Source organism: Streptomyces sp. NPDC006711, assembly GCF_042869775.1.
In the GTDB taxonomy this organism is placed as follows: domain Bacteria; phylum Actinomycetota; class Actinomycetes; order Streptomycetales; family Streptomycetaceae; genus Streptomyces.
The window spans coordinates 55,827-81,650 of sequence record NZ_JBIAGO010000018.1 but is presented as its reverse complement, the minus strand read 5'-3'; the positions used below and the strand labels follow the sequence as shown (position 1 = coordinate 81,650).

Sequence of the window (25,824 nt, the reverse complement as noted above, 5' to 3'; positions counted from 1 at the left end):
GGCGCCCCTGATTTCACCAACCTGACGCAGAAAAAGGCGCCGCCCGGCTAAGCTGCTGCGCTCGCCGGGCGGCGCCAACTGGCGCGTACTGCCTCAGAGCTGAACATCCTCCAGCATTTCGGTCACCAGGGCGGCGATCTGCGAGCGCTCGGACCGGGTGAGGGTGACGTGGGCGAACAGCGGGTGTCCCTTCAGCTTCTCGACCACCGCGACGACGCCGTCGTACCGGCCGACCCTCAAGTTGTCGCGCTGGGCCACGTCATGAGTGAGCACCACACGGGAATTGGCCCCGATCCGGGACAGAACGGTCAGCAGGACGTTCCGTTCCAGTGACTGCGCCTCGTCCACGATCACAAAGGCGTCGTGCAGGGAGCGGCCCCGGATGTGGGTGAGCGGCAGGACTTCGAGCATGCCGCGCGAGGTGACCTCCTCGATGACCTCACGGCTCGTCACGGCGGACAGCGTGTCGAAGACGGCCTGCGCCCAGGGGCCCATCTTCTCGGCCTCCGAGCCGGGCAGGTAGCCGAGCTCCTGCCCGCCCACCGCGTACAGCGGCCGGAAGACCATCACCTTCTTGTGCTGTCTGCGCTCAAGGACGGCTTCGAGGCCCGCGCAGAGTGCGAGCGCCGACTTGCCCGTGCCGGCCCTGCCGCCCATCGAGATGATCCCGATCTCGGGGTCGAGGAGCAGATCGAGCGCGATGCGCTGCTCGGCGCTGCGGCCGTGGATGCCGAAGGCCTCGCGATCGCCCCGTACCAGCTTCACGTTCCCGTCCGGCGTGACCCGTCCGAGCGCCTTGCCGCGCTCGGAGAGCAGCACGAGCCCGGTGTGGACGGGGAGCCCGGCCGCCTCCGGGACGTACAGCGTCTCCTCCTCGAACAGGAGGTCGACCTGCTCGCCGCTGAGCGGCAGTTCGGCCATGCCGTTCCAGCCGGAGTCGGTGATGGCCAGTTCCGCGCGGTACTCCTCGGCGAGCAGGCCCACCGACGACGCCTTGATCCGCAGCGGCAGGTCCTTGGACACGACGGTGACGTCGTAGCCCTCCGCCTGGAGATTGCGGGCGACGGCGAGGATCCGGGAGTCGTTGTCCCCCAACCTGTAGCCGGCGGGCAGGACGCCGGGATCGGAATGGTTCAACTCGACGCGGAGGGTCCCACCGAGGTCTCCCATCGGGATGGGGGCGTCGAGGCGTCCGTAGCGGACCCGGAAGTCGTCCAGCAGGCGCAGCGCCTGCCGGGCGAAGTAACCGAGCTCCGGATGGTGCCTCTTGGCCTCCAGCTCCGTGACCACGACGATGGGGAGCACCACTTCGTGCTCCTCGAACCGGGTCATCGCGTTGGGATCGGCCAGCAGGACGCTGGTGTCGAGTACGTAGGTGCGCCGGTCGGGCATGCGGCGCTTTGTGCTGGTCACCACGGAAGGACGTACCCCCTCGTAAGAGGCGCATGAGGTCGGGGTGCGACGGCGTCGCGGAAACGGGGACCGGGCTTCGGCCGCGCTGCGCGGGCCGAGCTCCGGCCCTCCACGTCGCCCGCCTGCGGTGCGCGGTCGTCCTGGTGCAAAGGGCCTCCCGGGCGGGTGGCGTTGTTCGCCGCCCACTGAGATCCGACGGCCGTGGACCGGACGTCGACCTGGGGTGGTTATGCCCTCGAACAAGCGAAGCCATGCCCCGTCATATGCCCAGAGTTCCCACCGGGGCCGCCCCCGGACCCCGTTCGGCCCCGCCCGGCCGGGGTCGCGGTCACATACCGGTGTGGGCCGGGCGCAACCTACCTGGGGGCGCGGGGAACTGCGCGACCAGCCACCCACGGGCCCGCACCCGAAAGCCCAACCCCTTGGGGCTCCGCCCCAAACCCCGTATCGCGCCTAAAGGGCGCTCGTCCTCAAACGCCGGACGGGCTGAGGTTGCCGATGCCGGCCAGCACAGACCCTGACAGGGGCGCGGGGAACTGCGCGACCAGCCGCCCACGGGCCCGCACCCGAAAGCGAGCACCCGGTGCGGGCCGGCACCAACCCCGCCCACTCAACACACCGCGGCCAGCGCTCAGGTGCCATACCTGCGATGCCGCGCCGCGTAATCCCGCAGCGCCCGCAGGAAGTCGACCTTGCGGAAGGCCGGCCAGAACACTTCGCAGAAGTAGTACTCGGAGTGCGCGGACTGCCAGAGCATGAACCCGGAAAGCCGCTGCTCACCACTCGTGCGGATCACGAGGTCGGGATCCGGCTGCCCCCGCGTGTACAGGTGCTCCGAGATGTGCTCGACGTCGACGATCTCCGCCAGCTCCTCGAAGGACGTCCCCTTCGTCGCGTGCTCCAGCAGGAGCGAGCGGACCGCGTCCGCGATCTCCTGGCGGCCGCCGTAGCCGACGGCGACATTGACCAGTATCCCGTCGATGTCGTGCGTGGCCTGCTCGGCCTCCTTGAGCACGGACTGGGTGTGCCCGGGCAGCAGATCCGCGTTGCCCACGTGATGCACCCGCCAGCGCCCGTCCGCCGCCAAGTCCCGCACCGCGTCCTCGATGATGCCGAGCAGCGGGATCAACTGGTCCTCGGGGCGGTCCAGGTTGTCGGTGGAGAGCAGCCAGAGGGTGACGACCTCGACATCCGTCTCGGCACACCAGCCGAGCAGTTCCTGGATCTTGCTGGCCCCGGCCTGGTGGCCCTGCTCGGGGCTGCGGGCCGACGCCTTGGCCCAGCGCCGGTTGCCGTCCAGGATGACGCCGATGTGCTTGGGCACCTGGTCGTGGTCGAGGCGGCCTTCCACCCGGCGCGCATAGAGCCTGTAGACCAGGTCGCGCAAACTCACCGATTTCACCCTCTCGTTGCCTTCCGGGGGCCCGCCGCCGCCCCGCACACCGGCCGCCCCAGACAAAGCACAGTACTGCGCAGGGGTCATGGCGGCCCAACTCGGTCTGTCACAAGTCCGTGATAAGCAGGGAAACGTGACTGAATCCCTCCGCTTCCTCGCCGGCCCCCACCGTTACGACTCCATGGAGTACCGCCGCACCGGCCGCAGCGGCCTCAAGCTCCCCGCCGTCTCGCTCGGCCTGTGGCACAACTTCGGCGACGACCGGGCTCTTGAGTCCCAGCGCGCGATCCTGCGCCGCGCCTTCGACCTGGGCGTCACCCACTTCGACCTGGCCAACAACTACGGCCCGCCGGCCGGCTCCGCCGAGCTGAACTTCGGCAAGATTTTCGGCCAGGACTTCGCCCCGTACCGCGACGAACTCGTCATCTCCACCAAGGCCGGCTATCTGATGCACCCCGGCCCCTACGGCGAGTGGGGTTCACGCAAGTACCTGATGTCGTCCCTCGACGCCTCCCTCAAGCGCATGGGCCTGGACTACGTCGACATCTTCTACTCGCACCGCTTCGACCCCCACACCCCGCTGGAGGAGACGATGGGCGCGCTCGCCTCCGCCGTCCAGCAGGGCAAGGCGCTGTACGTGGGCGTCTCCTCGTACAACAGCGAGCAGACCGGGCAGGCGGCGCGGCTGCTGCGCGAGATGGGCGTGCCGGCCCTGATCCACCAGCCGTCGTACTCGATGATCAACCGCTGGACGGAGCAGGACCGCCTGCTCGACACCCTGGAGGCGGCCGGCATGGGCTGCATCTCCTTCGCGCCGCTGGCCCAGGGGCTGCTCACCGACAAGTACCTCAAGGGCATTCCGGAGGGCTCCCGCGCCAGCCAGGGCAAGTCCCTGGACCCGGGCCTGCTCTCGGACGACGTGGTACGCCGGCTGCGCGGCCTGAACGACATCGCCTCCCGGCGCGGCCAGTCCCTCGCGCAGCTGGCGCTGACCTGGGTGCTGCGCGACCCGCGCATGACGTCGGCCCTTATCGGCGCGTCCAGCGTGCGCCAGCTGGAGCAGAACGTGGCGGCGCTCGGCGGACCGGCGCTCACCGAAGGGGAGTTGAAGGAGATCGACACCTTCGCCGTGGACACCGAGGGCACCAACATCTGGGCCGGACGGAGCTGACGGCACCCGGCTCCCGGAGGTCCCGCCGGGCGGGCGGAAGAAAAAACGGGCCGGTCCGTGGGGGGGATACGGACCGGCCCGAGGGGGGGTTTCCACCATAACCCTTCGTAAGTGCTGCTGTGTGCCACGGCGCTCCGGAACTACGCTCCGAAACCGGGCCAGTACGCCTTTCCAGTCCCCCGCAGGGGTGACCCAGCCCACGGGTTCGGGCTTGACCGTGCAGGTCAGAGGGGTCGCGGAGGGCGCGGGAAGCCGCTGAGGGACGCGCGAAGGCGGCGCGATCACCCGCCGGGTGTGCTTCACCCCACTGGCGCACCTGGGAGCGCGCGCCGTGACCGTACGGCGTCAGCGCGTGCACAGCGGGCGCTCAGGTCCGCCGGCGCAGCAGCGAGACACCGTCCGCCTGTGCCACCGGCACATACCCGTATCGGGCGAGCGCGAGGGCGTACTCGCGTTCCTGCCGCTCGGCCGGGTAGGGCCACGCGCCGGGCGGATAGGGCCAGGATCGCGGGGGCCGACGGTCGTAGGCGATCCACTGCGCGGTGGGGCGCGGGATGGCGCGGTCCGTGGAGTACAGCTTCCCCTCGACCGGGAAGGTCGGGAACAGGACGACCGTGGCGCGTGAAGTCAGTTGCGGGGCAAGGCGGTTGGAGGCCGCGACGCTCGCGCCGTCCGGTACGCGCCGCAGGATGTCGCGCACCGCGAGCACGTGCGGGTCGGTGCGCCAGGTGGAGCGGTGGGCGAGCTGGGCGAGCGGGAAGGACGGTACGAGCACCAGCGTGACGGCGGCGACCGTCGCGAGCGAGGCCCGCACATGACGCCGAGCGAGCGGATCGCCTGCGGCGGCGTAGGGCCGCAGCGCGTCGATGAGCGCCGCGAACACGATGGGCATCAGGACGGCGGAGTAGTGGAAGGCGGTGCCCCAGTGGAAGGCGTTGGCGGACAGCATCCGCCAGCCGAGCGTGGGCACGGCGACCAGGGCCAGCGGTGAGCGCAGGGCGATGAGCGCGGCGGGGGCGAAGACCAGGACGAGGGTGGTCGCCTTGACCTCGGGGCGCACCGCGTCCAGCGGCGCGAGCAGCAGCGTGACGAGCGGCGCGTGGTGGGCGGGCGCGAGGTTGGCGGCGTGCGCGTAGCCACCGGAGGGGTTGAAGAACGGCAGCACCACGGTGAACGTGAGCGCGCTGCCCACCAGGCCCAGCGCGAGGGCGGCCAGGCCGAGCCTGCGCGGTCCGCGCCAGGCCACGTACGCCCCGATCGCGGCCAGCGTCAGCCCCAGGTCCTCCTTGACCAGGAGCAGCGGCGCCGCCCAGGCGAGGGCGCGCCGCCAGTTGCGGCGGGCCAGCGCCTCCAGCGCCCAGGAGACCAGCGGGACCGCGAAGCACACCTCGTGGAAGTCGAAGCCGACCGCCGACGCGATGCCCCAGCTCAGCCCGTACCCGAGGGCCACGACATGGGCGGCGCGCCGGCCGATGACCCGGGTGGCCTGCCGGGCGAGCGGCACCACGGCGAGCGCGAGCAGCGCGGCCTGGGCCAGGAGCAGCGTGTACGGGGAGGGGGCCAGGCGGTAGAGAGGGGCAAGGACGGCGAGCACGGGGTGGAAGTGGTCGCCGAGGAGGTTGAAGCCGTCGCCGCGCAGGGGGGCGACCGGCGCGTCCAGATGGGCGTAGGCGCGGACGGCCTGCTCGAAGATGCCGAGGTCGTAACCGGTGGTGCGGACCAGGGCCTGGCGGCGCGCGGAGACGGTCGCGTACAGCGGGAACAGGGCGCAGGCCCACCCCCACCACAGGAGGGCGGGCCGGCCCGCGCGTACGCGCGCGATACGGAAGATGACGGGTGCGGGCGTGATCGGTGGTCGCGCGCCCCGCCCCACTCTTTGATCGGCGATTGTCCCCATATGGCCCGATGCTAGGCAGCGCGTGTGGGCCGCAGCGGTTTCCGTGCCTCGATGAGGAACCGTGTCGTGTGGGCGACGAAGGGGCCCTCGGTACGGATCTGCTCGTCCAGCGCCTTCAGCTGGTCGCGGTACTCCTCGACGGTGAAGCCCGGCACCATCCAGATCACCTTGCGCAGGAAGTAGACGACGGCGCCGATGTCGTTGAACTCCGTACGCAGCTTCTCCAGACGCAGATCGACGACTTCGAGCCCCGCGCTCTCCGCCTCCTTGCGCGCCTTGCCGGGGTCGCGTCCGCCGCGCACCTCGGGCGGCTGCGGTCCCAGGAAGTACTCGACGAGCTCGAACACGCTGGCCGGGCCCACCTGTTGGGAGAAGTACGTGCCGCCCGGGGAGAGGACGCGGGCGATCTCGGACCACCAGGTGGTGACGGGGTGGCGGCTGACGACGAGGTCGAAGGCGCCGTCGGCGAACGGCAGCGGCGGCTTGTCCTCGTCGGCGACGACGGCCACCCCGCGCGGGTGGAGCAGGCCGGTGGCGCGGGCGACGTTCGGCGGCCAGCCCTCCGTCGCGACGGCGAGCGGCGGCAGCTGGGGCACGGCGGCGAGGACTTCGCCGCCGCCGGTCTGGATGTCCAGGGCGGCGGTGGCCTTGGCCATCCGCCCGGCCATCGCACGGGCATATCCCCAGGACGGCCGCTCTTCCGTGGCCCGGCCGTCGAGCCAGGAGAAGTCCCAGCCGTCGACGGAGACGGACGCGGCCTCGTCGATCAGTTCCTCGAAGGGGCGGTTGTTGTGGTTCCTGATGTTTCGGCCCATATCGCGGACCCTACGCGGCGGCCCCGCGAGCCACTACCGTTTATCCATGGGCCGATGGAGGGACGGGACGGGCGTGTTGCGCGTGGCGGGGGGCGCGGATGTGGGGGTCGCGCTGGAGATCGCGGCGTCCTGCCGCACCCGTACGCGGGGCCTGCTCGGGCGGGACGGCGTCCAGGGCGCGCTCCTGCTGACCCCGGCGAGCAGCGTGCACACCTTCCGGATGCGCTTCGCCATCGACGTGGCCCATCTGGACCGCGAACTGCGCGTGATCGCCGTGACGACCATGCGCCCCGGGCGCCTTGGCCTGCCGCGCCCGCGAGCGCGCCACGTCCTGGAGGCGGAGGCGGGGCAGATGGCGGGGTGGGGGCTTCGGCCGGGTGTCCGGCTGGTGATCGAGGCGGGCGGCCGGGAGGCAACCGGTCAGGATCTCAGGACTTGAGCTTGGCCGCCTGCGCGACGGCGAGCTGGGCGGGGATCTGGGGCGTGTCGTCCCCGGTGACGTCGACGGCGTAGTACGTCACCACGGTCGTCCCGCTGCGCACCACCTGGAAGACCATCGGCACCGGGTCGCCCTGGGCGTCGCCCATCAGCTCGTAGGCGATGGCTTCGTCACCCACTTGGGGCGTGGGCAGCTCCTTGACCGCGGTGAACGCCGACGGTTCGAGGTCGCCGCCCTTGGTGGTGAACCCGTCGGCGCACGCCTGGATGGCGGAACGCAGCCGGGGCAGCACGTCGCTCGCGCCGGAGGGGTGGGCGCCCAGCACCTCGGTGACGACGGTCTGGTCGGCCTGGCCGTCCTCGCTCGTGTTCACCAGCCGCCGGAAGACGGTCGCGGAGGGCGCGGGCTGCGGGGTGCCGTTGATGACGGAGACGAAGGGCATGCAGGCGGGCTTCGAGGTCCGGGAGCTGCCGGTGGGGACGCCGCCTTCGAGGGGTTCGGCCGCGAAGTCCTTCACGTCACCGGTCACGAGCGCGGCCGCGGCCAGCTGATCCCCGCTGAGCGCCCCGGCGGCCGCCTCGGTCCGCGGGGTGGCACTGGTACCCGGCGCGGCCCCGGTCTCCCGCACCGCGCCCCCCGCCCCCTCGGCCCCCGCCCCACCGGGCCCACAGGAGGCCGCACCCGCGAGCGCGACAAGACACACCCCGACCGTCGCCGCACGGCTCCGTAGCAGCCTTGGCTTCATACCCAGCACCGTAACAACGACTCCTGTGGATTGGCTGGGTCCTGCCCCGCCCAGTCCCGCTCGACCCAGTCCCGCTCGACGAAAACCGGTGACCCCCGATGTGTCCCGGATACCCGGACCGGAGCGCGACCAACGCCGACTTCGGAGCCGGGTTGGGCTGGACAGGCCGGTGGCGCTGCGGCCGGGCCGGCCAGGGGGAGCCGAGCGCCCGGGGGTCGAACCGTTCCGACGGAGTCGTCGGATCAGAACTCCTGGTCTCCCTTGGTCCCCTCGGGAGCGCGGAAGCAGCCCGATGTCACGGTCACCAGGATGAGCGGGTTGGATTCCTTACCGGCCGCCGGGCTTGACACCACCAGTTCGGCGTTGATCGAGTAGCGGTCCTTCGTCGAATCAGCGGTCAGTGAATCAGCGGTTAATTCGAGCGTCTTCGCCTTGCTCTTGTTCAGCTTGGGGCCGCCCGATTGGTGTTTCCGCCGATGCCCTGAGTGTCGAAGCCCAGGAAATGCGCCTGCGGCAAATCCTCGGCCGCTTGCGCCTTCAGCTGCTCCCACTCGTCCCACGGCATGCGTGGCTCCTCCCCCTCGGTCAAGCGCGACCTCGAAGGCGCTTCACCCGGTTGCGTTGGCGCCCATTGAGGCCAGCGGCATGGAGGTGAGCCGGGCAGGCCGGCCCAAGACGTCCGGGCGATCACTCAAGCGGTCTGAGTACCCGTACTCAGGACGTCGCAATGCGGCGGCGGCCCGAGTTCACGCCCGGTCGCCGGCACGCGTATGGCGACACACGTAGAGGGCGTCGAACGACTAGCCGTTGCTCCGGGTGAAACTGACCTCCACGCGGCGGTTCTTCTTGCGGCCGTCCTCCGTGGAATTGTCGGAGATCGGGTAGTCCTCGGCGTAGCCCCGGATCTCGAAGGTGACGTCGGGTCCGAGGGAGAGGGCGAGCGCCTTCTGCACGGCGTCCGCGCGTTCCTTCGAGAGGATCACGCCGTGTTCGTGCGTGCCGAGGTTGTCCGTGAAGCCGAAGACCCGCACGCTGGTCGCCTTCTGCTTCTTGATCTCCGCGGCGATGCCCTGGATGCGGTCGTTGCTGTCGGACGACAGGGCCGCGCTGTCCATCGCGAACAGCACCTCCGCCTGGAGCGCGAACGTCACGCTCGTGTTGGTGTCCGAGCGGCGCTCCTCACCGCCCTGGTCCTCGACGATCGACTTGATGTCCAGCACCTTGGGTGCGGCGAGCGTGCCGCCCTCGGGGAGCTTCAGGTTCGGCGAGGTCGCGTCGACCTTCATCGAGGGATCGCTCGTCGCCTCGGTGCCGGGCAGCGGGGGGCTGCTGGGCGTCTCATCGGCGTACGCGGCGCCGGCGCCGACGGTCAGGACGAGCGCGGCGGCGAACGCTACGGCTGCGTGCCGGGTTCTGGTCATGGCGTGGTCACCCGGAGACCGGAACGGTCATGGTGGGGAAGGTGGGGAGTTGGAAGTCGACCTGTTTGGTGCCGTTGGGGGGGGCGGGGAACTGGGCGAAGAAGGGAACGCTCTGGCCCGCCTTGACCCCCACGATGCCCATCGTGCAGAGGCACTTGCCGCCGGTGTCGCGCAGCACGTAGTAACGCTTCTTGCCGACCTTGTCGACCAGCGTCGCCCCCGCCACGGAGTCCCCGCTGGCCAGCACGTCCTTCTCCGTGCCGACCCAGCCGGAGGTGTCGACGAAGTTCTGCGAACCCGGGTTCTTCAGCTGGCCCGACACGGTGACGAAACCGCCCGAGTCGCGCGTCACGCTGTTGATGGTGAGGACGATCCCGCCCCCGCCCGTGGCCTCCGCGAGCTTGGCCGTGGACTCGGGCTGCGGCGACGCCGGTTGCCGACTCTGCGAGGAGGCCGAGTTCGACTGGTTGCCGCCACCGGTCGCGCCCGACTTGCCATCCTTGCTGTCGCCGCCGCACCCACCGACAGCCAACGCCAGCGCAACCGCCAGCGCCGCTGCCACCGCCCCCCTACGGGCTCTGCCCGCATGCCCAACGCTCATCGGTGTCTTTCCTCTGCTCGTCGCTTGCTGTCAGTCGACCAGTTTCACGGTGAAGATCTTTTCCGGATCAGGCATGGGATCGGCGGGCATGTCCTGGCCGCCACAGGTGATCGTGACGGGAGCCGGCGTGGGAGACGGCGCGGGAGCCGGCGTGGTCGTGGGCGTCGGCTCGGGCATCGGCGCGGGACCGCTGTCGGAACCACCGCCGGCCCCGCCACCGGGCGGGAGGCTGCATCGCAGCTCGATCACCGCCGTCGCGCTGGCGGTCCCGTGCTCGTCCTCGGTGCCCGGGATCACTGATTTCCCCACGGTGTACTGGGTTCTGGTGCTCACGGTGAAAGCAAACCGCCCGGCACCGTAGGGGCGAGAGGAGAAAGCCGACAGGTCGGCGTGGTTCCTGGCGGCGAAGCCGACGGCCTCGTCATGCGCGTCAGCGATGACGGCGCCGTCGTTGAAGATGCCGGCGGGGCCACCGGGCGACATGAGCGCCGCCAGGACCCTCGGACCCAGCTCTTCACGCGCTCGCTGGGCCGCCGCGAGAGCCGCCGCGTCAGCGGCGCCCTGAGCACCGTTGCGCGTGGCTGACGCCTGGCCCACCGCGAAGAACGCGAACGCGAGAAAGAGCAGACCCGCCACCATCACGATGTAGATGGGGAAGGCCTGCCCTCGGTCCTGGCTCAGATACGGGATCAGCCACCGGCCTTGATCTTGTCGATCTGCTCTTTGATCTTGTTGGTGATGGACGTCCCGATCCCGGTCGCCATGATCCCCCCAATGATCGCCACCACCACCAAGATGATCCCCAGGTACTCGAACGAGGTCTGCCCCCGATCGCGCCCCGCCGAGGACACGTAACGGCGTTGGACCCGGGCTACGGCCGTGTCCCTCCAGTCGCGCACCCGCAGCTGCGCGGCGACGGCGGTCTTCAGCAGCGTGTCCTGCGGCATGTCGCGGCTCTCCTCCGGTTGCGGCGTCACGTCGTACGTCATCGGGAACGTACGGCGGGGCCGCGGAGGGCGCCGAGGGCCCTGGGGCCCAAATCCGGGCCCAGGTGCGGTGCTTACCCACCCGACACCCCCAGCCAGCACGCGATCGCCTCGCCGCGCGTGGCGCTGTGCAGCTTGGCGAAGATGCGGTTGATGTGGTTCTTGACCGTCTTCTCACTGATGAAGCACGCGGCCGCGATTTGCTGATTGCTCATGCCCGCCGCGATCAACTCCATCACCTCGGCCTCCCGCGAACTCAGCCTGAACGCTTGCCTGTTGCGCACGCCCGTCGCCCGTCGCGCAGTTGAAGACTGTGCCACAACCGATTGCAGTTGCGAAAGGGATGGAGCGGAAATGGAGGTTACGGACTCCGGGTCCTGCTGTTCGCGCAGATGGGCGAGGAGCGCGTTCGCCGCCGTGGCGGTGAAGGCGGCCCGGCCCTCTCTCATCCCCCGTACCGACGCGGCCAGTTCGTCCGCCGTGAACTCGCCATGGACCAGATATCCCCCGGCGCCGAGCCGCAGCGCCGCCCGGACGATCTCGCTCTCGCGGCTGTACGTCAGCATCAGGACGGGAGCCAGCCGCACCAGGTGCGGGAGCGCCGTCAGGCCGTCGGTGCCGGGCATGTGCACGTCGAGCAGGATCACGTCCGGGCGGTGCCGCACGGCGGCCTCGTGCGCCTCACGGCCGTCGGCGGCCTCCGCGGCCACCTCGATGTCGTGACGCCCGTGCAGCAGCGCGGCCAGCCCCGCCCGCACGACGGGATTGTCGTCCGCGACGACGATCCGCAGCGGCCGCGCCGCGCTGCGGGCGCCCGGCTCCCGCGCCCGGCCCGGGCCCGTTCCCCGCCGACCCGTGCGGTACGCGATGTCGTCCTGCACGGCGCCTCCCTTCCCGTTCAGCCCGTTCCGGTTCAGTCCGTTCCCGTTCAGTCCGTTCTGGTTCAGCCCGTTTCGGGGCAGTCCGTTCCGGTTCAGCCCGCCCACCGCGACACGTGCGGGTTCTCCCGCGAAGCCCTCGGGGGCAACGGGAGTTCTACCCGCACCTCCGTTCCCGACTCCGCGCCGCCCCGGCCCACCCTGATGCGCGCGCCCATCGCCGCCGCCCGCTCCACCATGCCCACCAGACCGAAGTGGCCCGTGCGTTTCAAGGCGTCCAGGGTGGTGCCGGGCGGCAGGCCCCTGCCGTTGTCCTTGACGCTCAGGCGGAGCACGGCGCCTTCGAGACCCGGCGGGTCCGACACGCCCGCCTCCACCACCAGGTCGCTCGGGTCCGCGTGCCGGTGCGCGTTGTCCATCGCCTCGTTCGCGATCGCCAGGAGCTGGTGGGCCACCGTCGCCGGGATCATCGGAGCCGGCCCGCCACCGTGCGCCGCCCACCGTGCTCGCACTCCGGTTCGGCGGGTGAAGTCCGTTACCGCCGAGGCCAGTTCGGCCAGGATGTCCACGTCACCTGGCGCGCGCCGCAGGTCGCCCAGAAGCTCCCGCGATTCCGCGGCCGCCCTGCGCGCGGCCCGCGCCACCAGTTCCGCCTGCCGGCGGATCGTACGCGGATCCGAGCGGTCGGCCGACGCGGCCAGTCCGTCGGCGGCCAGCGCGAGTCCGTGCAGGGTCTTGGCCACCGAGTCGTGCAGATCACGGGCGAGCCGCGCCCGTTCCTCCTCCACCGCGTCGTGCACGGCGAGGCGGGCCCGGGTCTCCGTGAGGGCCTGACTCGCGGCGCCGAAACGCAGCAGAAGGTTGCGGATCGTCACGCCGACCGCCCCCGCGATCACGCAGAACCCCGGCAGCAACAGCGCTGAGGTGTCAGCGAGTTGATGGCCAGGACCCGTCGCGTACACCAACGCCAAGATGGCCATCTGGAGGCCCGCGAAGAGTCCCGCGCCGCGCCAGCCGTAGACCAGGCCGGCCAGCAGAGGCGTGCAGATGGTGACGTACCCGAGGGGGGACTCGGGGGTCGCGGTGATCAGGAGCAGCGCGCCGAACACCGCGTCCACGGCGAGCAGCCACGGGTGGTGGAGGAGCAGCGGACCGAAGCGCTCCCAGTCGCGGAACAGGACGTACGAGCCCATGAAGGTGACCAGGACCGCCGAGCCGACCAGCACCCCGGGCGCCCCCTTGGCGGTGCCGGCCAGCGCGAAAGGGGCGCCGATGGCGATCATCGCCAGGCGGAAGCCGAACACCTGGCGGCACATCGCCTGGAGCGCGTTGACCTGGAGGGCGAGGGTGGGGGGCGGCACGGCCGGAGCCGTCGCGCGCGGACTCGCCATGCTCAGCCCCCTTGCCGGAACGGCCAGTTGAAGGGTCACTTGGGTCCTCCGAGGAAGCCCCCGAAGTCCAGGTTCGCGCCGTACACGAAGCCCACGCTGAGCAGGATCAGGGTGCCGGGCAGCAGGAACGTCGTCACGGCGAAGGTCGCCTTGGGGACGGCGCGGGCCGCCTTGCGGCGGGCGTTCTGCGCGTCGGTGCGGCGCATGTCGGCGGCGATCGCTATCAGCGTCTCGACGATGGGCGCGCCCAGTTCCTCGCCCTGCTGGAGCGCGGTCACGAACATCGCGACCTGCTCGGAGTCGTTGCGCTTGCGCAGCTCCTCGAAGGCCTGGCGGCGGCTGACGCCCATGTCCATCTGGCGCAGGGTGATGCGCAATTCGTCCGCCCAGGGCCCCTCGTACTTGTCGGCGACCCGGTCGAGGGCCTGGCGGAAGCCGAGGCCTGCGCTGACGACGACGGCGAGTACGTCCAGGAAGTCGGGCAGGGTGCGCTCGATGTGGTCGCGGCGCACCCGGACCGCCGACCAGATGCCCGCCTCCACCCAGAACAGGGCGAAGGCCACCATCAGCACGGCGATGATCCAGTGCCCTTCGAGCAGCATGATCAGCGCGGCGGCCGTACCGAGCGCTCCGTACACCGCCCGCCGGGCCGCGTACCGGTCCAGGGTCAGGCCGCCGGGGTTGCCCGCGAGGTCGATCCGGCGGCGCTTGCGCGCGACCCGCTCGGGGCCCATCATCCGCAGCACGGCCGGCGCCCAGCGCATGCCGAGGCGGTCGACGGCAGAGCCGACGGCCGTGGTGCGGGTCGCACCGACCTCAAGGGCCACCGAGAGGTCGCTCGGAAGCTTCACCTCGGCCCGGTACACGCGGATGCCGTGGAACATCCCGTACACGCTCAGGCCCATCAGGGCCGCGAAGAGCAGTCCCATGGGTCGCTCACTCCCCTCTGTGTGGCGGATCTCTGTGCGGCGGATCTGTGTGAGGCGGATCGCGGATCGTGCTGGCTCATACGTCGATGCGGGACAGGCGGCGGACCACGAAGAATCCGAGGGCGTACAGGGCGATCGAGACCAGGACCGCCACCTGCCCGAGGAAGGCCCCCGTCATCCGGTCGAGCGCGCCCGGCATCACCGCGTTCAGCATGAGCAGCGCGGCCATGCCGAAGCCGGGTACGGCGTACGCGGTGACCGTCACCTGGGCCAGTGTGGTGCGTACCTCCCGCCGGGTCTCCTTGCGCTCCTCCAGGGTGGTGGTGAGGTTGCGCAGCGAGCTGACGACGGTGCCGCCCGCGCGGTTGGCGAGCACCAACGTCGTCACCAGGACGACCAGTTCACGCGAGGGCAGTCTGTCGGCGATCTCGCCGAGGGCGTCGTCCAGGGACTCCCCGACGGCGAGCCGGTCGGTGACCCGGCCCAGCTCCTCGCCCGCCGGCGCCTCCATCTCCTCGGCCGCCATGGCGATGGCGGTGCGCAGCGCGAGGCCGGCCTGGGTGGCGTTGGCCAGGATGCGGGAGAGCTCGGGCAGCTGGTTGATGAAGCGCTCGATGCGTTTCTGGCGCTGCCAGTTGAGGAAGGAGTTGGCGCCCCACAGCGCGGCGAGGCCCGCGAGCGGGCCGAAGAAGGAGGCGAGGACGGACGCGGCGATCAGCCACAGCGCGGCCACCCCCGCCAGCATGTACACGAAGAACTCGCCAGGGGTCACGTCGAGGCCGGTCGCGGCCAGTTTCCGGTCGAGGCGGTGGCCCAGCTTCGTGCCGCGCAGCCGACGGTCCACGCCTTGGAACGGGCGGTGGCGCCCGGTCGCCGCCTGGGGGCCCGGGTTGCTGAGCCGGTCGATGAGGGCGTGGCGCTGGGCGCGGCCCGCCCCGTAGGAGCGCAGCCCCAGGACCGCCAGCACCCCGGCGATGATGGTGACGCCGAGCGTGAGGAAGGAGAGGTTCATCTGCGCGTTCCCTGTCGGTCGGGGTGGGCGGGCGGCTCGATCGGCGAAGTGGGGGCGGGGTCAGGTGGCGTGGCGGACGGCGAGCTGTTCGGCGTCGGCGGCGACTCCGTACGCCTGCGGGACGGGCTGGTTGGCGAGGTAGAGGCGGTCGGCGACGCGGCGGGGCAGCGGGAAGTACCGGAAGCGGCCGTGGATGACGCCGTCGGCGGCCATGGGCTGGGCGTCGAAGCGGCAGACGGTGGTGATGCGGTACGGGTCGCGGCCGTGCGATTCGAGGAGGGCGATCTCGGTGATCTTGCGGGCGCCGTCGGCGTGCCGGGTGAGCTGGACGATGACGTCGACGGCCGAGTTGATCTGGTCGTGCAGGGCCTCGAAGGGGACCTCGACCTCCGACATCGAGGCCAGTGTCTGGAGGCGCATGAGAGCGTCCTCGGCGCTGTTGGCGTGGACGGTGGCGAGCGAGCCGTCGTGACCGGTGGACATGGCCTGGAGCATGTCGAGCGATTCACCGCCGCGGACCTCACCGACCACGATGCGGTCGGGGCGCATGCGCAGCGAGTTGCGGACGAGGTCGCGGATGGAGATGTGGCCCTTGCCCTCGACGTTCGGGGGCCGGGATTCCAGCCGGATCACATGGGCCTGCTGGAGCTGGAGCTCGGCGGAGTCCTCGATGGTGATGATGCGCTCGTGCGGCGGGATCAGGCCGGAGAGGGCGTTGAGGAGGGTGGTCTTGCCGGTGCCGGTGGCGCCGGACACGATGATGTTGAACCGGGCCTGCACGAGCCCGGCGAGCAGCAGCAGCATGTGCTCGTCGAGCGAGCCGAAGGTGATCATCTCCTGGAGCGTGAACGACCTCGGGAAGCGCCGGATGGTGAGCGTCGCTCCGGTCAGCGAGAGCGGCGGGATGATCACGTTGACGCGTTCGCCCGAGGGGAGCCGGGCGTCCACCATCGGGTTGGACTCGTCCACGCGGCGGTTCACGGTGGACACGATCCGCTCGATCGTCTGCATCAGCTGTTCGTGCGAGGCGAACCGCAGCGGCAGTTGCTCCACCCGGCCGCCGCGCTCCACGAAGACCTGGTCGGGCCCGTTGACCATGATTTCGGTGATGGAGGCGTCTTCGAGAAGGGGCTCCAGGATGCCGAGGCCGAGCGCTTCGTCGACCACCCGGCGGATCAGCTGGGCCCGCTCGGCGGTGGACAGGACCGGTCCCTCGCGGCTGATGATGTGCCCGAGCACCCGCTCAAGGCGGGCCCGGCGCTCGGCGGCGGCCAGCGCGGACATCTCCGCGAGGTCGATCTCCTCCAGGAGCTTGGACCGGTAGGAGGCGACCAGATGGCCGTCCTCCCGCCCGGCGCCGGACTCCTCGGGGACCGCGATGCGTGCCCGCAGACTCATGTGCCTCGTCTCCAGTCGTCTCGGGTCAGGGGTGGGCGTGCAGCTTCGGCATGGTGGACGTGCGGGTGGTGGTGCCGAAGTCGCCGATGCCGGGAATGACGCTGGGAATGGTGAGGGTGACGGTGTAGGCCACCGCGTCGCCGCCGCCACCGGCGGGCGCGACCCGTGGCTTGAGCCACCCGCTGACCGCGGCCGTCCCGGCGGCCACGGGATCCAGGCGCGGCCCGCCCGGCGCCGGGTCGTCGAGGCTGGCCGCGCGCGCCGCCGCCCGCGCCCCCGTGCCGGCCTGGTTCGCGGCGTACGCGGCGACGCCGAGCTGGATCGCGGCGAGGCCGACGAGCAGCACGATAGCCACGAACCCGATGTATTCCAGGGCCACTTGGCCCCGGTCGGCGCGCGCTCGGTGGGTGTGGACGCGCACGGCTCAGCGCTCCTTCACATGGGCGGCGGTGCCGTCGACGGGAAATCCGTTGAGGACGCCCGGGATGAGGACGGGGATCCTCAGGGTGACGGTGGCCCGGTACATGCCGGTCCCTTCGTCGTGGCAGTCGGGGGCGCCGTCGAAGGACGAGGGCAGCTCGCGCAGGGCCGCCGTGCGGCACGCGCCGTCCGCGTCGCCCGTCGCCGCCGCCCCGGACCGTGCCCCCTCGTCCGCCGCGTTGCCCGCCAGCACGAAGGTGTAGCCGACCAGGGCGCACTGCCACAGCGCGACGAGCAGCAGCAGGATCAGCGGAAGCACGCCGACGAACTCGATGAGGGTCTGTCCCGCGTCCCGCTCGTCCGCACGGACCGGTAACCGCCGCGCGGGGCCCGCCCTCCACGCCTGCCTCGCGGGACGCATCAGCCGCCCCTGCGCCGCAGGACGAGCCCGGCACCGCGCGAGGCCCGCGCCTTGGTCCTGCTCTCGGGGGCCTTGAGCAGCCCGAGCTCTCCGGCCAGCTCCCACAGGGCCTGTCTGACGGTGCTCTTGTGGTCGAGGTCGTGCAGGCGGCCCGCGTCGACGGCGGACTGCAACTCCTTGAAGTGGGCCGGCACGGCGGTCTGGGCGACCTTGGTGCCGGTGATCTTCTGGACGAGCGGGGGCTGGATCTCGGTGGTACGGGTGTGCCGGTTGACCACGGTGGTGGTCTCCTCGGCCTTGCGGATCTGGAGCCGGTCCCACATCCGTACGGTGCGTTTGGCGCCCCGCACCGACACGACGTCGGGGGTGGTGACGAGGAGCGCCACGTCGGCCATCTCCACCACGGCCGCGTTCGCCGCGGTCAGCTGGCTGCCGCAGTCCACGATGACGGCCTCGTACCGGGTGCGCAGCGCGCCGGTGATCTGGCGGGCGGCCCGCTCGGTGACGTCCTCGCCGCGCTCCCCCTCGCCGGGGGCGAGCAGCAGCGCGAGCCCGCTCTCGTGGTTGAAGACGGCGTCGGCCAGGACGCGGGGCGAGATGTCGGTGATCGCGGCGAGGTCGGCGATGGAGCGCCGGAAGTGGACGTCGAGGTAGGAGGCGACGTCACCGGCCTGGAGGTCCATGTCGACCAGGACGGTGGTGCGGCCCGACGCCCGTGCGGCGAGGGCGAGTTGGACGGCGACCAGGGTGGTCCCGACGCCGCCCTTGGCCCCCGTGACGGTGGTGACGGTGCCGCCGGGACCGGTGAACACGTCGAGGTTCGCGCCGAGGTGGCGGCGTACGCCGGCGGACCACTGGGCGGCCGCCTGGACGCGTGCGGCGAGTTCTTCGTAGGACAGCGGCAGCGCGATCAGGCCGCGGGCCCCGCAGTCCATGGCGGCCGAGAAGACGGCGGGCCCCGCGTCGGATGAGATCAGGACGACGCCGACGGCGGGAAAGCGCAGGGCGACCTCACGCACGAGTTCCAGGGCCGGGAGCGGTCCGATGCGTTCATGGACGAGGATGACCTCGGGGAGTTCGTCCAGGGACTCCCCCGCCAGCCTGGCCAGGGTGTCGAGCAGCTGCGTGGAGTCGCTGACGGGCATCGACGGTTCGGCGTCGGGGAGCTGGCTGAGCAGGGTGGTGACGGATCGGGCGGCCTCGGCATCGGCGACGGCCGGCAGGATACGAGTGGTCATCCGCGCCTCACTGGTCCTTTTCGAGCCGGTACGTACGGTCACCGGGCGGGATCGCGCTGTCGCCGTTGCCGCGGCCGACGAGCGCGAGGCGGACATGGGTGGCGAACGACTCGGCGTAGGCGACCCGCTGGGCGTCCAGGGTGCTGAGGGCGAACGTGATGGGGACGGCCTGGGTCGCCTGGTTCTTGTCGGAGGAGTTGGGGCTGAGCGACTGGACCGCGCCCACCTGAATGACCCGGGCGTTCGCCACGATGAGCTTGGACTCGGCGGTGTCGCCCTGCTTGGTGGCGGCGAAGGTGGCGAAGATGTTGACGCTGTCGTTCCCGTTGATCTTTCCGGCGACACCGGTCGACGCGTCGATCATGATGGCGATCTCCTGTTCGCCGGGCTTGAGTTGGGGCCGGTCGGTGAACATGCCGTCCTGGAGCAGCGAGCCCTTGGTGAGGTGGGTGGCGGCCATCTTGCCCACGACGTCGGAGAGGTCGGTCACCGCGCCCCGGGAGAGCCAGCGCTTGGGCATGCTCGTCTTCTCGAACTGGGCGGCCGTCAGGGGCGCGTAGGCGTCTATGTCGTCCTTGAGTCTGTACGCCGTCACCTCGGGTCCCACCTTGGAGTCCACGTCGCTGATCACCGCGAGCACCCCGGCGAAGGCGCCGAGGGCGCACAGGACCGAGAGGAGAAGAAGGATGATGCCGCGGCGCTGGCGGGAGTTCATTGACCGTACGACCTCGTTCGCTGACGTGGGGCAGAGCGGGCAAGTGGCGGGCTGCTGGCGCGGGGTGGGGGGTCAGGGGCCCGGCGAGATGGCGCGGCGGCGTTCGGCCCGGGTGAGCGGGCGGGCCCGGTGGGCGGGGGCGGGGGCGAGCGTGGCGCCGTCGGGGGCGGTGTGCCGGTCCTCGGCCGGCTGGGGTGAGGCGCAGAACCCGCAGCGGTCGCCGATCAGCTCCATGGCGCACCAGCGGCACTGTTCGCGCCGTACGGAGGCGACGAGCTGGTAGAGGACCGAGAGGTCCGGCAGGTGGGCCACGAACTCGGTCAGTCTGCCGGTGCCCCACCAGGTGGCCGAGTCGGCGGGCGGGCCCGTTTCCTGTACGGCGCCCACCCGCCAGGCCGGGGCGAGCGCGGTGGTGACCCAGTCGGCGCCGACGGCGCCCCTGGCCACCAGGAGCGCGGAGGCGAAGTCGGGGCCGGTGAGGGTGGCCGCGGGGCCGACCTTGACCAGCTGGGGCCGGGGGTTGGCGAGCACGGCGAACTGACTGCCGGGCACCCAGGATCTGGCGTGCGCGGTGAGGCCGACCGGGATCCGGTCGACATGGGTCACCGAGTTCAGGACGGCGCCCGCGTAGATGTAGTGCGAGAGCAGCCGGGCCGCCGACGCGAGCACGCCGGGGCTGAAGTCGCAGGCCGACAGCTGCCGCAACTGCCGTACCAGAACGGCGAGTCCCAGAGGCGGCAGGCCGGATTTGATCAGCGCGATCCGGTCGGTCTCCAGCAGCGACCGCACGGTGTGCAGCCGGTGTTCATGGGCAGCGTCGAGGGAGGCCGGATACAGGGCGATGACGTATCCGTGCTGCTCCACGAGCCGGTGCGTGTCGGCGAGCGCCGCGTCGAGGGGCTGGGCGCCGGGTGACGGGAGCAGCGCCGCGAGCGGCGTCCCCGGGTCGGTCGGCGCCAGCACCAGATCGGGGCTGGTGACGGCTATCGCGGTCGGCACGTCGCGGGCCCCCGTTCACTGATCGCGGTCGCCACCGGGTGGCCCCCGTCTCCTCGGCCGCGCGAGCCCGGGCGAGCCCTCACGACCGCAACTGATCACTGCGATTCCCACCTGCATCAGCACTTTATCCACGACCTACCGGCGGGAGAACCGTCTTCTCCCTTCTGTGTGCTCCGGCGGCCGACTTTGGGGCGGGTGGGGCGGGAGATACGCGCGAAGTCGGCCAAGTCGCGGCCGGAAGCAACCCTTTGGCTGCCCCTCCGCCACGGCGGTGCCCCCGGCGGCGGGCTTCCGCTTTCCCACCCCCGACCCCTCCCCACCCCCTTGACAACCCAATTGGTCTGGACCATCTTGTGCGACCAGGACGCCCGCCCCCACTTCTCGGACGCGTCCCGCTTTCCCGTCCTCCCCACTCCCCTCCCGGAGGCAGCAAGTGAACCGCGCGAGACAAGCAAGGCTCGCTCTGGCCGTGGTCGCGGCCGGGGCTCTGTCCATGGCCGGGCTCTCCGGCACCGCTCAGGCGGCCGACGTCAACAATGTGAAAAACGCCGGATTCGAGGCGGGTCTCGGTGGCTGGAGCTGTTCGGCCGGCAGCGGCGCCACCGTCTCCTCGCCCGTGCACGCCGGGACCGCCGCCCTCAAGGCCACGCCCTCGGGCTCGGACACCGCCCAGTGCGCCCAGACCGTCGCCGTCCAGCCCAACTCGACGTACACGCTGAGCGCCTGGGTCCAGGGCAGTTACGTCTACCTCGGCGCCACCGGCACCGGCACGTCCGACGTCTCGACCTGGACGCCCGGCACCGGCTCCGGGTACGGGCAGCTGACCACCACGTTCAAGACCGGCGCCGCCACCACCTCGGTGCAGATCTACACTCACGGCTGGTACGGGCAGCCCGCCTACTACGCCGACGACATATCCGTGTACGGGCCCGACGGCGGCGGTGGCGGCGACCCGGCGCCCACGGTCCCGGCCGCGCCCGGCGGCCTCGCGGTCGGCTCGGTCACCTCCTCGTCGGTGAACCTGTCCTGGGGCTCGGTGTCCGGCGCCAGCGGGTACAACGTCTACCAGGGCGGCACCAAGGTGCAGTCAGTTACGGGCAGTTCGGCGACCGTGACCAATCTGAGCGCGTCCACCTCGTACCAGTTCCAGGTGAGTGCGACCAACGCCGCGGGCGAGTCGCCCAAGTCGGCCGCCGTCACCGCCACGACCTCGGCATCGGGCGGCACTCCGCCCGGCGGCGGCGCCGTGCCCAAGCACGCGGTGACCGGCTACTGGCAGAACTTCAACAACGGCGCCACCGTGCAGAAGCTCAGCGACGTGCCGGCGAACTACGACATCATCGCCGTCGCCTTCGCGGACGCCACCAGCACCCCGGGCGCGGTCAGTTTCACCCTCGACTCGGCCGGACTCGGCGGCTACACGGTCGACCAGTTCAAGGCCGACATCGCCGCCAAGCACGCCGCAGGCAAGTCCGTCGTCATCTCCATCGGCGGCCAGAACGGCACGATCTCCGTGGGCGACTCCACCTCGGCGAACAACTTCGCCAACTCCGTCTACGCGCTGATGCAGACGTACGGCTTCGACGGTGTCGACATCGATCTGGAGAACGGGCTCAACTCCACCTACATGACACAGGCGTTGAAGGCGATCGCGGCGAAGGGCGGCGCGAAGACCGTCATCACGATGGCGCCGCAGACCATCGACATGCAGTCCCCCTCGAACGAGTACTTCAAGACGGCGCTCAACATCAAGGACATCCTGACCGTCGTCAACATGCAGTATTACAACAGTGGTTCGATGAACGGCTGCGACGGCAACGTCTACTCCCAGGGCACGGTCGACTTCCTGACCGCGCTGGCCTGCATCCAGCTCCAGGGCGGGCTCGACCCCTCCCAGGTCGGTCTCGGGGTCCCGGCCTCCACGTCCGGCGCGGGCAGCGGCTATGTGTCGCCGTCCGTGGTGAACGCGGCTCTCGACTGCCTGACCAAGGGCACCAGCTGCGGCACCTTCCACCCGGCCAAGACCTACCCCTCCCTGCGCGGCGCGATGACCTGGTCCACCAACTGGGACGCCACCGCGGGCAACGCCTGGTCCAACGCGGTCGGGCCGCACGTCCACGCCCTGCCGTAACCACCACCCCACACGTCGGCGGCGCCCCCTGTGCCGGAGGGCGCCGCTTCACGTGCCGTGCTCAGCGAGGCCGTGCCCGGGGGTCAGGGCTTGGGCAGGGCGCAGCCCGCGCGGCTCAGGTCGATCACGCTGCCCGCGCCTATGCACGGGACGATGAGGTATGTCTCCTCGGCGTAGTTGATGCCCTGGCGGACGGTGACGTTGCCGTTCTCGTCGACCTCGCACGGGTTGTTCTCCGTGCAGCGCTCGCCGTCCTCGTTGCCGGTGTTGTTGACGGCGACGACCTTGCCGGTCGCCGTGTCGATCACCGGGGAGCCCGAGGTGCCGCCGATGGTGTTGCAGGACGAGGTGTAGCGGACCGAGTCCTTCCAGGTCCAGTCGCCCTCCTTGAGGCGATAGACGAACCCGTCCACGTTGCAGCTGTAGGTGCGCTTCCAATACCCGGAGACGACCTTGATGGCCGTGCCCTGGACCGGGTGGGTGTCATTGAGGGTGAGCGCGCTGATCCCGTAGCTGCTCTGGATCTTGGCGTAGGACGTATTGAGCTGGTAGATCGAGATGTCCGTGTCGGTCATCGTGGCGTACGAGACCTTGGTGGCGCGCAGCGTGGCGACCTTGGAGCCCGAGGCGTTCAGGAGGGAGAACGAGCGGGACGAGGGCTGGTCGGTGATGACCTCTCCGGCGCCGGGGAACCCGGTTTCCAGGCAGTGGCCGTTGGAGAGCACGAGCGCGGGGTCGCTCGGCTGCGAGCTGGGCGTACGGACCACGGAGCCGGAGCAGTTGCTCAGCGCCACCGTCCCGGCGAAGGTGACCGCCTTGACCGGGGCCTGAGCGGCCGTGCCGCCGGAGTTCTGCGCGGCGGCGGCGGGCACCGCGCCCGCGGTCGCGAGCAGCAGGGCACTGACGGCGCCGAGTGCGCCGACGAATGACTTCTTCATGTGGGGGTTCCCTTTGTGGGGGTGCTCGGATGATGAAGGAGTGCAGATTTGTCATGTGCATTGTTGGGTGTTCGCTCTCAACCGGCAAGTGGACGTGTGGATTTGGGGGTGGCCACCCTGGGGGGACGGCCGGGGTCGAGCGGTGAGACCGTGGATCGCCGACCCCCGGGCACGCCGACGTCACCGGGGGCCGGCCGGCCCTCGGTGACGGGGGTGTTCAGGGTGTGGCCGTCACACCTTGGGATGGCACCGGGTGCCCGCGCCATGGGATGGCGCGGGGCGCCTGCCGCCGCGGGTCACGGTGTCCCGTGGGCGCCGCTCGCGCAGGGGCTGCCGGCGCCGAAGGTCCCGCCCGCCCCTCCGGAACCGCCGTGGAAGAGCAAGCCCCCGGTGGCGTTGCCACCGGCGCCGCCGATCCCGCAGGCGCCGTCGGCGCTCGCGCCCGACTTGGCGCCGCCGTTGCCGCCGTTGCCACCGTTGCCGCCGGAGTTGGCGATGCCTCCCGAGGACAGGCCGCCGGCCCCGCCGATGCCCGCGGCGCCGCCCGGGTAGGCACCGCCGGAGCTGCCGTTGCCGCCATTGCCGGCGTTGCCGCCCTTGCCGCCGTTGCCGGAGCTGTTGACGCCCCCGGCGCCGCCGTTGCCGCCCGCGCCACCGCCATGGCCCGTGCCGCCCTTGCCCGCGCCGCCACCCGCACCGCCGTTGGATCCCCCGGCGCCGCCGATGCCGCCTTGACCGCCCGCGCCCGCGTTGGCACCGGAGTCGCCGCCGGCCCCGCCGACGCCGCCCGCACCGGCGCGGGTGCCCGGGCCGCCCGAACCGCCCGCACCGCCGGCCCCGGTGAGGCCACCGGACGCACCGTTGCCGCCGTTGCCGCCCACACCGCCGTTGGGGCCGGCGGCGCCGCCCGCGCCGCCCGCACCGCCGGAACCGCTGCCGAGGCCGGTGCCGCCGTTGCCGCCCGCACCGCCGGCCCCGCCGAGTACCCCGTTGCCGCCGGGACCGCCCGCGCCACCGGCGCAGTCACCGGTACCGGTCGCGGGGCCGCCCGCGGTGCCGGGGAAACCGCTGGGGTGAGCGGAGGTGCCGTTGGCGCCGGCTACGCCGGCGGTGCCGGCCGTGCAGGCGAGGGGGGAGGCGCCGGCCGATGAGCCGAGGAGGAGTGCGCTGCTGAAGAGAGCGGGGAGGGCGAGGATGGCGAGGGTGTGTTTCCTGTTCACGACGGTGTTTCCTCTGGCTCGGGTGAAGCGGGGGCCGGGGCGGGTACGCTGAAGCGGGCCGGCGTCGCGGAACAGAAAAGGGCGTATTCCTGACCCCATTTTTTTTCCGCGCCGCACGCTGCCGGAAGTTCGGCGAATCCCCGGACTACTTCCATAGAACGCGCACCACGCCGCATGCGTAATAAAATGGCGGGCTTAATTTTGCCCGACATTTATCCCCGGGGGCAGTCCTCCAGCCGTGGTACGAAAACTCATCCGGCAGGTGAGAGTCCGACCTGTGTTTCAGCCATCAGCGCGCGACGCCTACGCCGGGGCGCTTTTTCCCGTTGGGGTGGTCACCGTCCCTGACCTGCCGCTTCCATCAGTTTGCGGAATCGGAAAGGATTTCCGCTCGCCGGGCGCCCTCGGGTTCGTAAGTGCGCCGGTACAGCGCCGGATCCCGCAGATCCGGACCGTCACGCCCATTGCTTCGAGCGGGCCTCCCCATGCCGCTTGGACCAGGATTGCCCAATGTGGCAATTTTCGACATTTCCAGCCACCGGCGTTCGAACGGGGAAAGGCCGTCGACCGATGCGGCCAAGACGTTACGGGCCGAGAAAGAGAGGGGCCGAGAAAAAGAGGGGCCGGCGGCCGTCCGGCTGGATCACCGGCGGCTGCGGAGGCCGCGAGCAGCGCCGCCAAGGGGCGGGAGGCCGACCCTGATGACGGGCCACCTCCGTTGCGCGGCACGGGCGTTGCGGCAGCGGGACCGCGGCACGGCGCCCCGGCGGTCCGGGGCGCCGCGCCGTGCGGCGGGTCGAGCGGTGGGGCCGGGCGCGGCAAGGGAGTTGAGGGGATCAGGCGTCCAGGACCGCGAGGGCGTCGATCTCGATGAGGAGGCCGGGCGGCAGGCCCACGTACACCGTCGTGCGGGCGGCGGCGGGGGCCTTGAGGCCCTGCTCATCGAAGTAGGCGTTGTAGATCTCGTTCATCTCCGCGAAGTGCGCCACGTCGGTGAGGTAGACGCGCGTCATCAGCACGTCGTCCCAGCTCGCGCCGCCCTCCTCCAGGATCGCCTTGACGTTGGCGAAGGTCTGGAGGGTCTGCTCGCGCAGGGTGGGGCCCGCCAGGGTGGGCGCCTGCCCCTCGACGGCCGGCAGGTATCCGACCTGGCCCGCGGTCTGGAGGATGTTCCCCTTCTTCACCCCGTGCGAGAACCTGGCGGGCGGGGCGGTGTGCGTGGCCGGGGTGAGGGCGATCTTCTCGGTCAT

26 protein-coding genes are annotated in these 25,824 nt (G+C 71.2%); 3 read left to right on the top strand and 23 right to left on the bottom strand.

Annotation, left to right across the window (positions count from 1 at the left end):
- Window positions 1-93 precede the first annotated feature (93 nt).
- Together ACFYM2_RS28550 and ACFYM2_RS28545 are read right to left on the bottom strand one after the other, a co-directional pair.
- Complete coding sequence (locus ACFYM2_RS28550; RefSeq protein ID WP_359003882.1) at window positions 94-1,416, bottom strand: PhoH family protein; 1,323 nt, start codon at window positions 1,414-1,416, stop codon at window positions 94-96.
- 628 nt (window positions 1,417-2,044) lie between these two features.
- A complete protein-coding gene (locus ACFYM2_RS28545; protein ID WP_350232402.1) occupies window positions 2,045-2,806 on the bottom strand; it encodes an isoprenyl transferase in 762 nt (253 codons plus the stop codon).
- A 136-nt stretch (window positions 2,807-2,942) separates the two neighbouring features.
- Here ACFYM2_RS28545 and mgrA point away from each other — a divergent pair, with 136 nt between their 5' ends.
- Entirely contained in the window at window positions 2,943-3,980 is a 1,038-nt protein-coding gene (gene mgrA, locus ACFYM2_RS28540; protein ID WP_388456615.1) for an L-glyceraldehyde 3-phosphate reductase, read from the top strand.
- Window positions 3,981-4,347: 367 nt separating this feature from the next.
- Here the strand turns inward: mgrA and ACFYM2_RS28535 are convergent, their stop codons facing one another.
- Together ACFYM2_RS28535 and ACFYM2_RS28530 are read right to left on the bottom strand one after the other, a co-directional pair.
- Entirely contained in the window at window positions 4,348-5,877 is a 1,530-nt protein-coding gene (locus ACFYM2_RS28535) for a DUF2079 domain-containing protein (protein ID WP_388840200.1), read from the bottom strand.
- Between the two features lie 11 nt (window positions 5,878-5,888).
- Window positions 5,889-6,692 carry a class I SAM-dependent methyltransferase gene (locus tag ACFYM2_RS28530; protein WP_350232399.1) on the bottom strand — a complete coding sequence of 268 codons (804 nt, stop codon included), beginning with the start codon at window positions 6,690-6,692 and terminating at the stop codon, window positions 5,889-5,891.
- A 46-nt stretch (window positions 6,693-6,738) separates the two neighbouring features.
- On the opposite strand from ACFYM2_RS28530, the gene ACFYM2_RS28525 reads away from it, so the two are divergent.
- Window positions 6,739-7,131 (top strand): DUF192 domain-containing protein, encoded by a 393-nt coding sequence (locus tag ACFYM2_RS28525; protein WP_359003873.1) that lies wholly within the window; start codon window positions 6,739-6,741, stop codon window positions 7,129-7,131.
- Here the strand turns inward: ACFYM2_RS28525 and ACFYM2_RS28520 are convergent.
- From ACFYM2_RS28520 to ACFYM2_RS28445, 16 genes are all read right to left on the bottom strand, one after another.
- Window positions 7,121-7,876 carry a hypothetical protein gene (locus ACFYM2_RS28520; RefSeq protein ID WP_388840197.1) on the bottom strand — a complete coding sequence of 252 codons (756 nt, stop codon included), beginning with the start codon at window positions 7,874-7,876 and terminating at the stop codon, window positions 7,121-7,123. The genes ACFYM2_RS28525 and ACFYM2_RS28520 overlap by 11 nt on opposite strands.
- A gap of 442 nt (window positions 7,877-8,318) precedes the next feature.
- The gene (locus ACFYM2_RS28515) at window positions 8,319-8,441 is read right to left on the bottom strand and encodes a hypothetical protein (protein ID WP_359003867.1); all 123 of its coding nucleotides are present in this window, start codon (window positions 8,439-8,441) and stop codon (window positions 8,319-8,321) included.
- 235 nt (window positions 8,442-8,676) lie between these two features.
- Entirely contained in the window at window positions 8,677-9,297 is a 621-nt protein-coding gene (locus tag ACFYM2_RS28510) for an OmpA family protein (protein ID WP_359003864.1), read from the bottom strand.
- 7 nt (window positions 9,298-9,304) lie between these two features.
- Entirely contained in the window at window positions 9,305-9,898 is a 594-nt protein-coding gene (locus ACFYM2_RS28505; protein ID WP_359003862.1) for a hypothetical protein, read from the bottom strand.
- A 30-nt stretch (window positions 9,899-9,928) separates the two neighbouring features.
- A complete protein-coding gene (locus ACFYM2_RS28500; RefSeq protein WP_359003899.1) occupies window positions 9,929-10,579 on the bottom strand; it encodes a pilus assembly protein TadG-related protein in 651 nt (216 codons plus the stop codon).
- Between the two features lie 8 nt (window positions 10,580-10,587).
- The gene (locus ACFYM2_RS28495) at window positions 10,588-10,887 is read right to left on the bottom strand and encodes a hypothetical protein (RefSeq protein ID WP_359003859.1); all 300 of its coding nucleotides are present in this window, start codon (window positions 10,885-10,887) and stop codon (window positions 10,588-10,590) included.
- A 71-nt stretch (window positions 10,888-10,958) separates the two neighbouring features.
- The gene (locus ACFYM2_RS28490; RefSeq protein ID WP_388840290.1) at window positions 10,959-11,753 is read right to left on the bottom strand and encodes a response regulator; all 795 of its coding nucleotides are present in this window, start codon (window positions 11,751-11,753) and stop codon (window positions 10,959-10,961) included.
- A gap of 104 nt (window positions 11,754-11,857) precedes the next feature.
- Window positions 11,858-13,153, bottom strand: a complete 1,296-nt coding sequence (locus ACFYM2_RS28485) for a sensor histidine kinase (protein WP_388840192.1) — start codon at window positions 13,151-13,153, stop codon at window positions 11,858-11,860.
- A gap of 35 nt (window positions 13,154-13,188) precedes the next feature.
- Complete coding sequence (locus tag ACFYM2_RS28480; protein ID WP_359003853.1) at window positions 13,189-14,082, bottom strand: DUF5936 domain-containing protein; 894 nt, start codon at window positions 14,080-14,082, stop codon at window positions 13,189-13,191.
- Window positions 14,083-14,158: 76 nt separating this feature from the next.
- Window positions 14,159-15,094, bottom strand: a complete 936-nt coding sequence (locus tag ACFYM2_RS28475) for a type II secretion system F family protein (protein WP_359003850.1) — start codon at window positions 15,092-15,094, stop codon at window positions 14,159-14,161.
- 60 nt (window positions 15,095-15,154) lie between these two features.
- A complete protein-coding gene (locus ACFYM2_RS28470; RefSeq protein WP_350232387.1) occupies window positions 15,155-16,492 on the bottom strand; it encodes a CpaF family protein in 1,338 nt (445 codons plus the stop codon).
- A gap of 25 nt (window positions 16,493-16,517) precedes the next feature.
- Window positions 16,518-16,913, bottom strand: coding sequence for a hypothetical protein (locus ACFYM2_RS28465; protein WP_359003847.1), 396 nt, complete (start codon window positions 16,911-16,913; stop codon window positions 16,518-16,520).
- 3 nt (window positions 16,914-16,916) lie between these two features.
- Window positions 16,917-17,333, bottom strand: a complete 417-nt coding sequence (locus ACFYM2_RS28460; RefSeq protein WP_388840189.1) for a TadE/TadG family type IV pilus assembly protein — start codon at window positions 17,331-17,333, stop codon at window positions 16,917-16,919.
- Window positions 17,333-18,571, bottom strand: coding sequence for a CpaE family protein (locus ACFYM2_RS28455; protein ID WP_388840186.1), 1,239 nt, complete (start codon window positions 18,569-18,571; stop codon window positions 17,333-17,335). Before ACFYM2_RS28455 ends, ACFYM2_RS28460 begins: the two co-directional genes overlap by 1 nt.
- A 7-nt stretch (window positions 18,572-18,578) precedes the next feature.
- Window positions 18,579-19,286, bottom strand: coding sequence for a Flp pilus assembly protein CpaB (cpaB, locus tag ACFYM2_RS28450; protein WP_359003838.1), 708 nt, complete (start codon window positions 19,284-19,286; stop codon window positions 18,579-18,581).
- A gap of 72 nt (window positions 19,287-19,358) precedes the next feature.
- Window positions 19,359-20,285 (bottom strand): hypothetical protein, encoded by a 927-nt coding sequence (locus ACFYM2_RS28445; RefSeq protein ID WP_388456633.1) that lies wholly within the window; start codon window positions 20,283-20,285, stop codon window positions 19,359-19,361.
- A 493-nt stretch (window positions 20,286-20,778) separates the two neighbouring features.
- On the opposite strand from ACFYM2_RS28445, the gene ACFYM2_RS28440 reads away from it, so the two are divergent.
- Window positions 20,779-22,416: a chitinase gene (locus tag ACFYM2_RS28440; RefSeq protein ID WP_388840286.1), complete on the top strand. Its 1,638-nt coding sequence runs from the start codon at window positions 20,779-20,781 to the stop codon at window positions 22,414-22,416.
- A gap of 83 nt (window positions 22,417-22,499) precedes the next feature.
- On the opposite strand, the gene ACFYM2_RS28435 is transcribed toward ACFYM2_RS28440, so the two are convergent.
- The 3 genes from ACFYM2_RS28435 to ACFYM2_RS28425 form a co-directional block, all read right to left on the bottom strand.
- Window positions 22,500-23,354, bottom strand: a complete 855-nt coding sequence (locus ACFYM2_RS28435; RefSeq protein ID WP_388840184.1) for a serine protease — start codon at window positions 23,352-23,354, stop codon at window positions 22,500-22,502.
- A gap of 296 nt (window positions 23,355-23,650) precedes the next feature.
- Window positions 23,651-24,574: a hypothetical protein gene (locus tag ACFYM2_RS28430; RefSeq protein WP_388840181.1), complete on the bottom strand. Its 924-nt coding sequence runs from the start codon at window positions 24,572-24,574 to the stop codon at window positions 23,651-23,653.
- Window positions 24,575-25,410: 836 nt separating this feature from the next.
- Window positions 25,411-25,824: a RidA family protein gene (locus ACFYM2_RS28425; RefSeq protein ID WP_388456638.1), complete on the bottom strand. Its 414-nt coding sequence runs from the start codon at window positions 25,822-25,824 to the stop codon at window positions 25,411-25,413.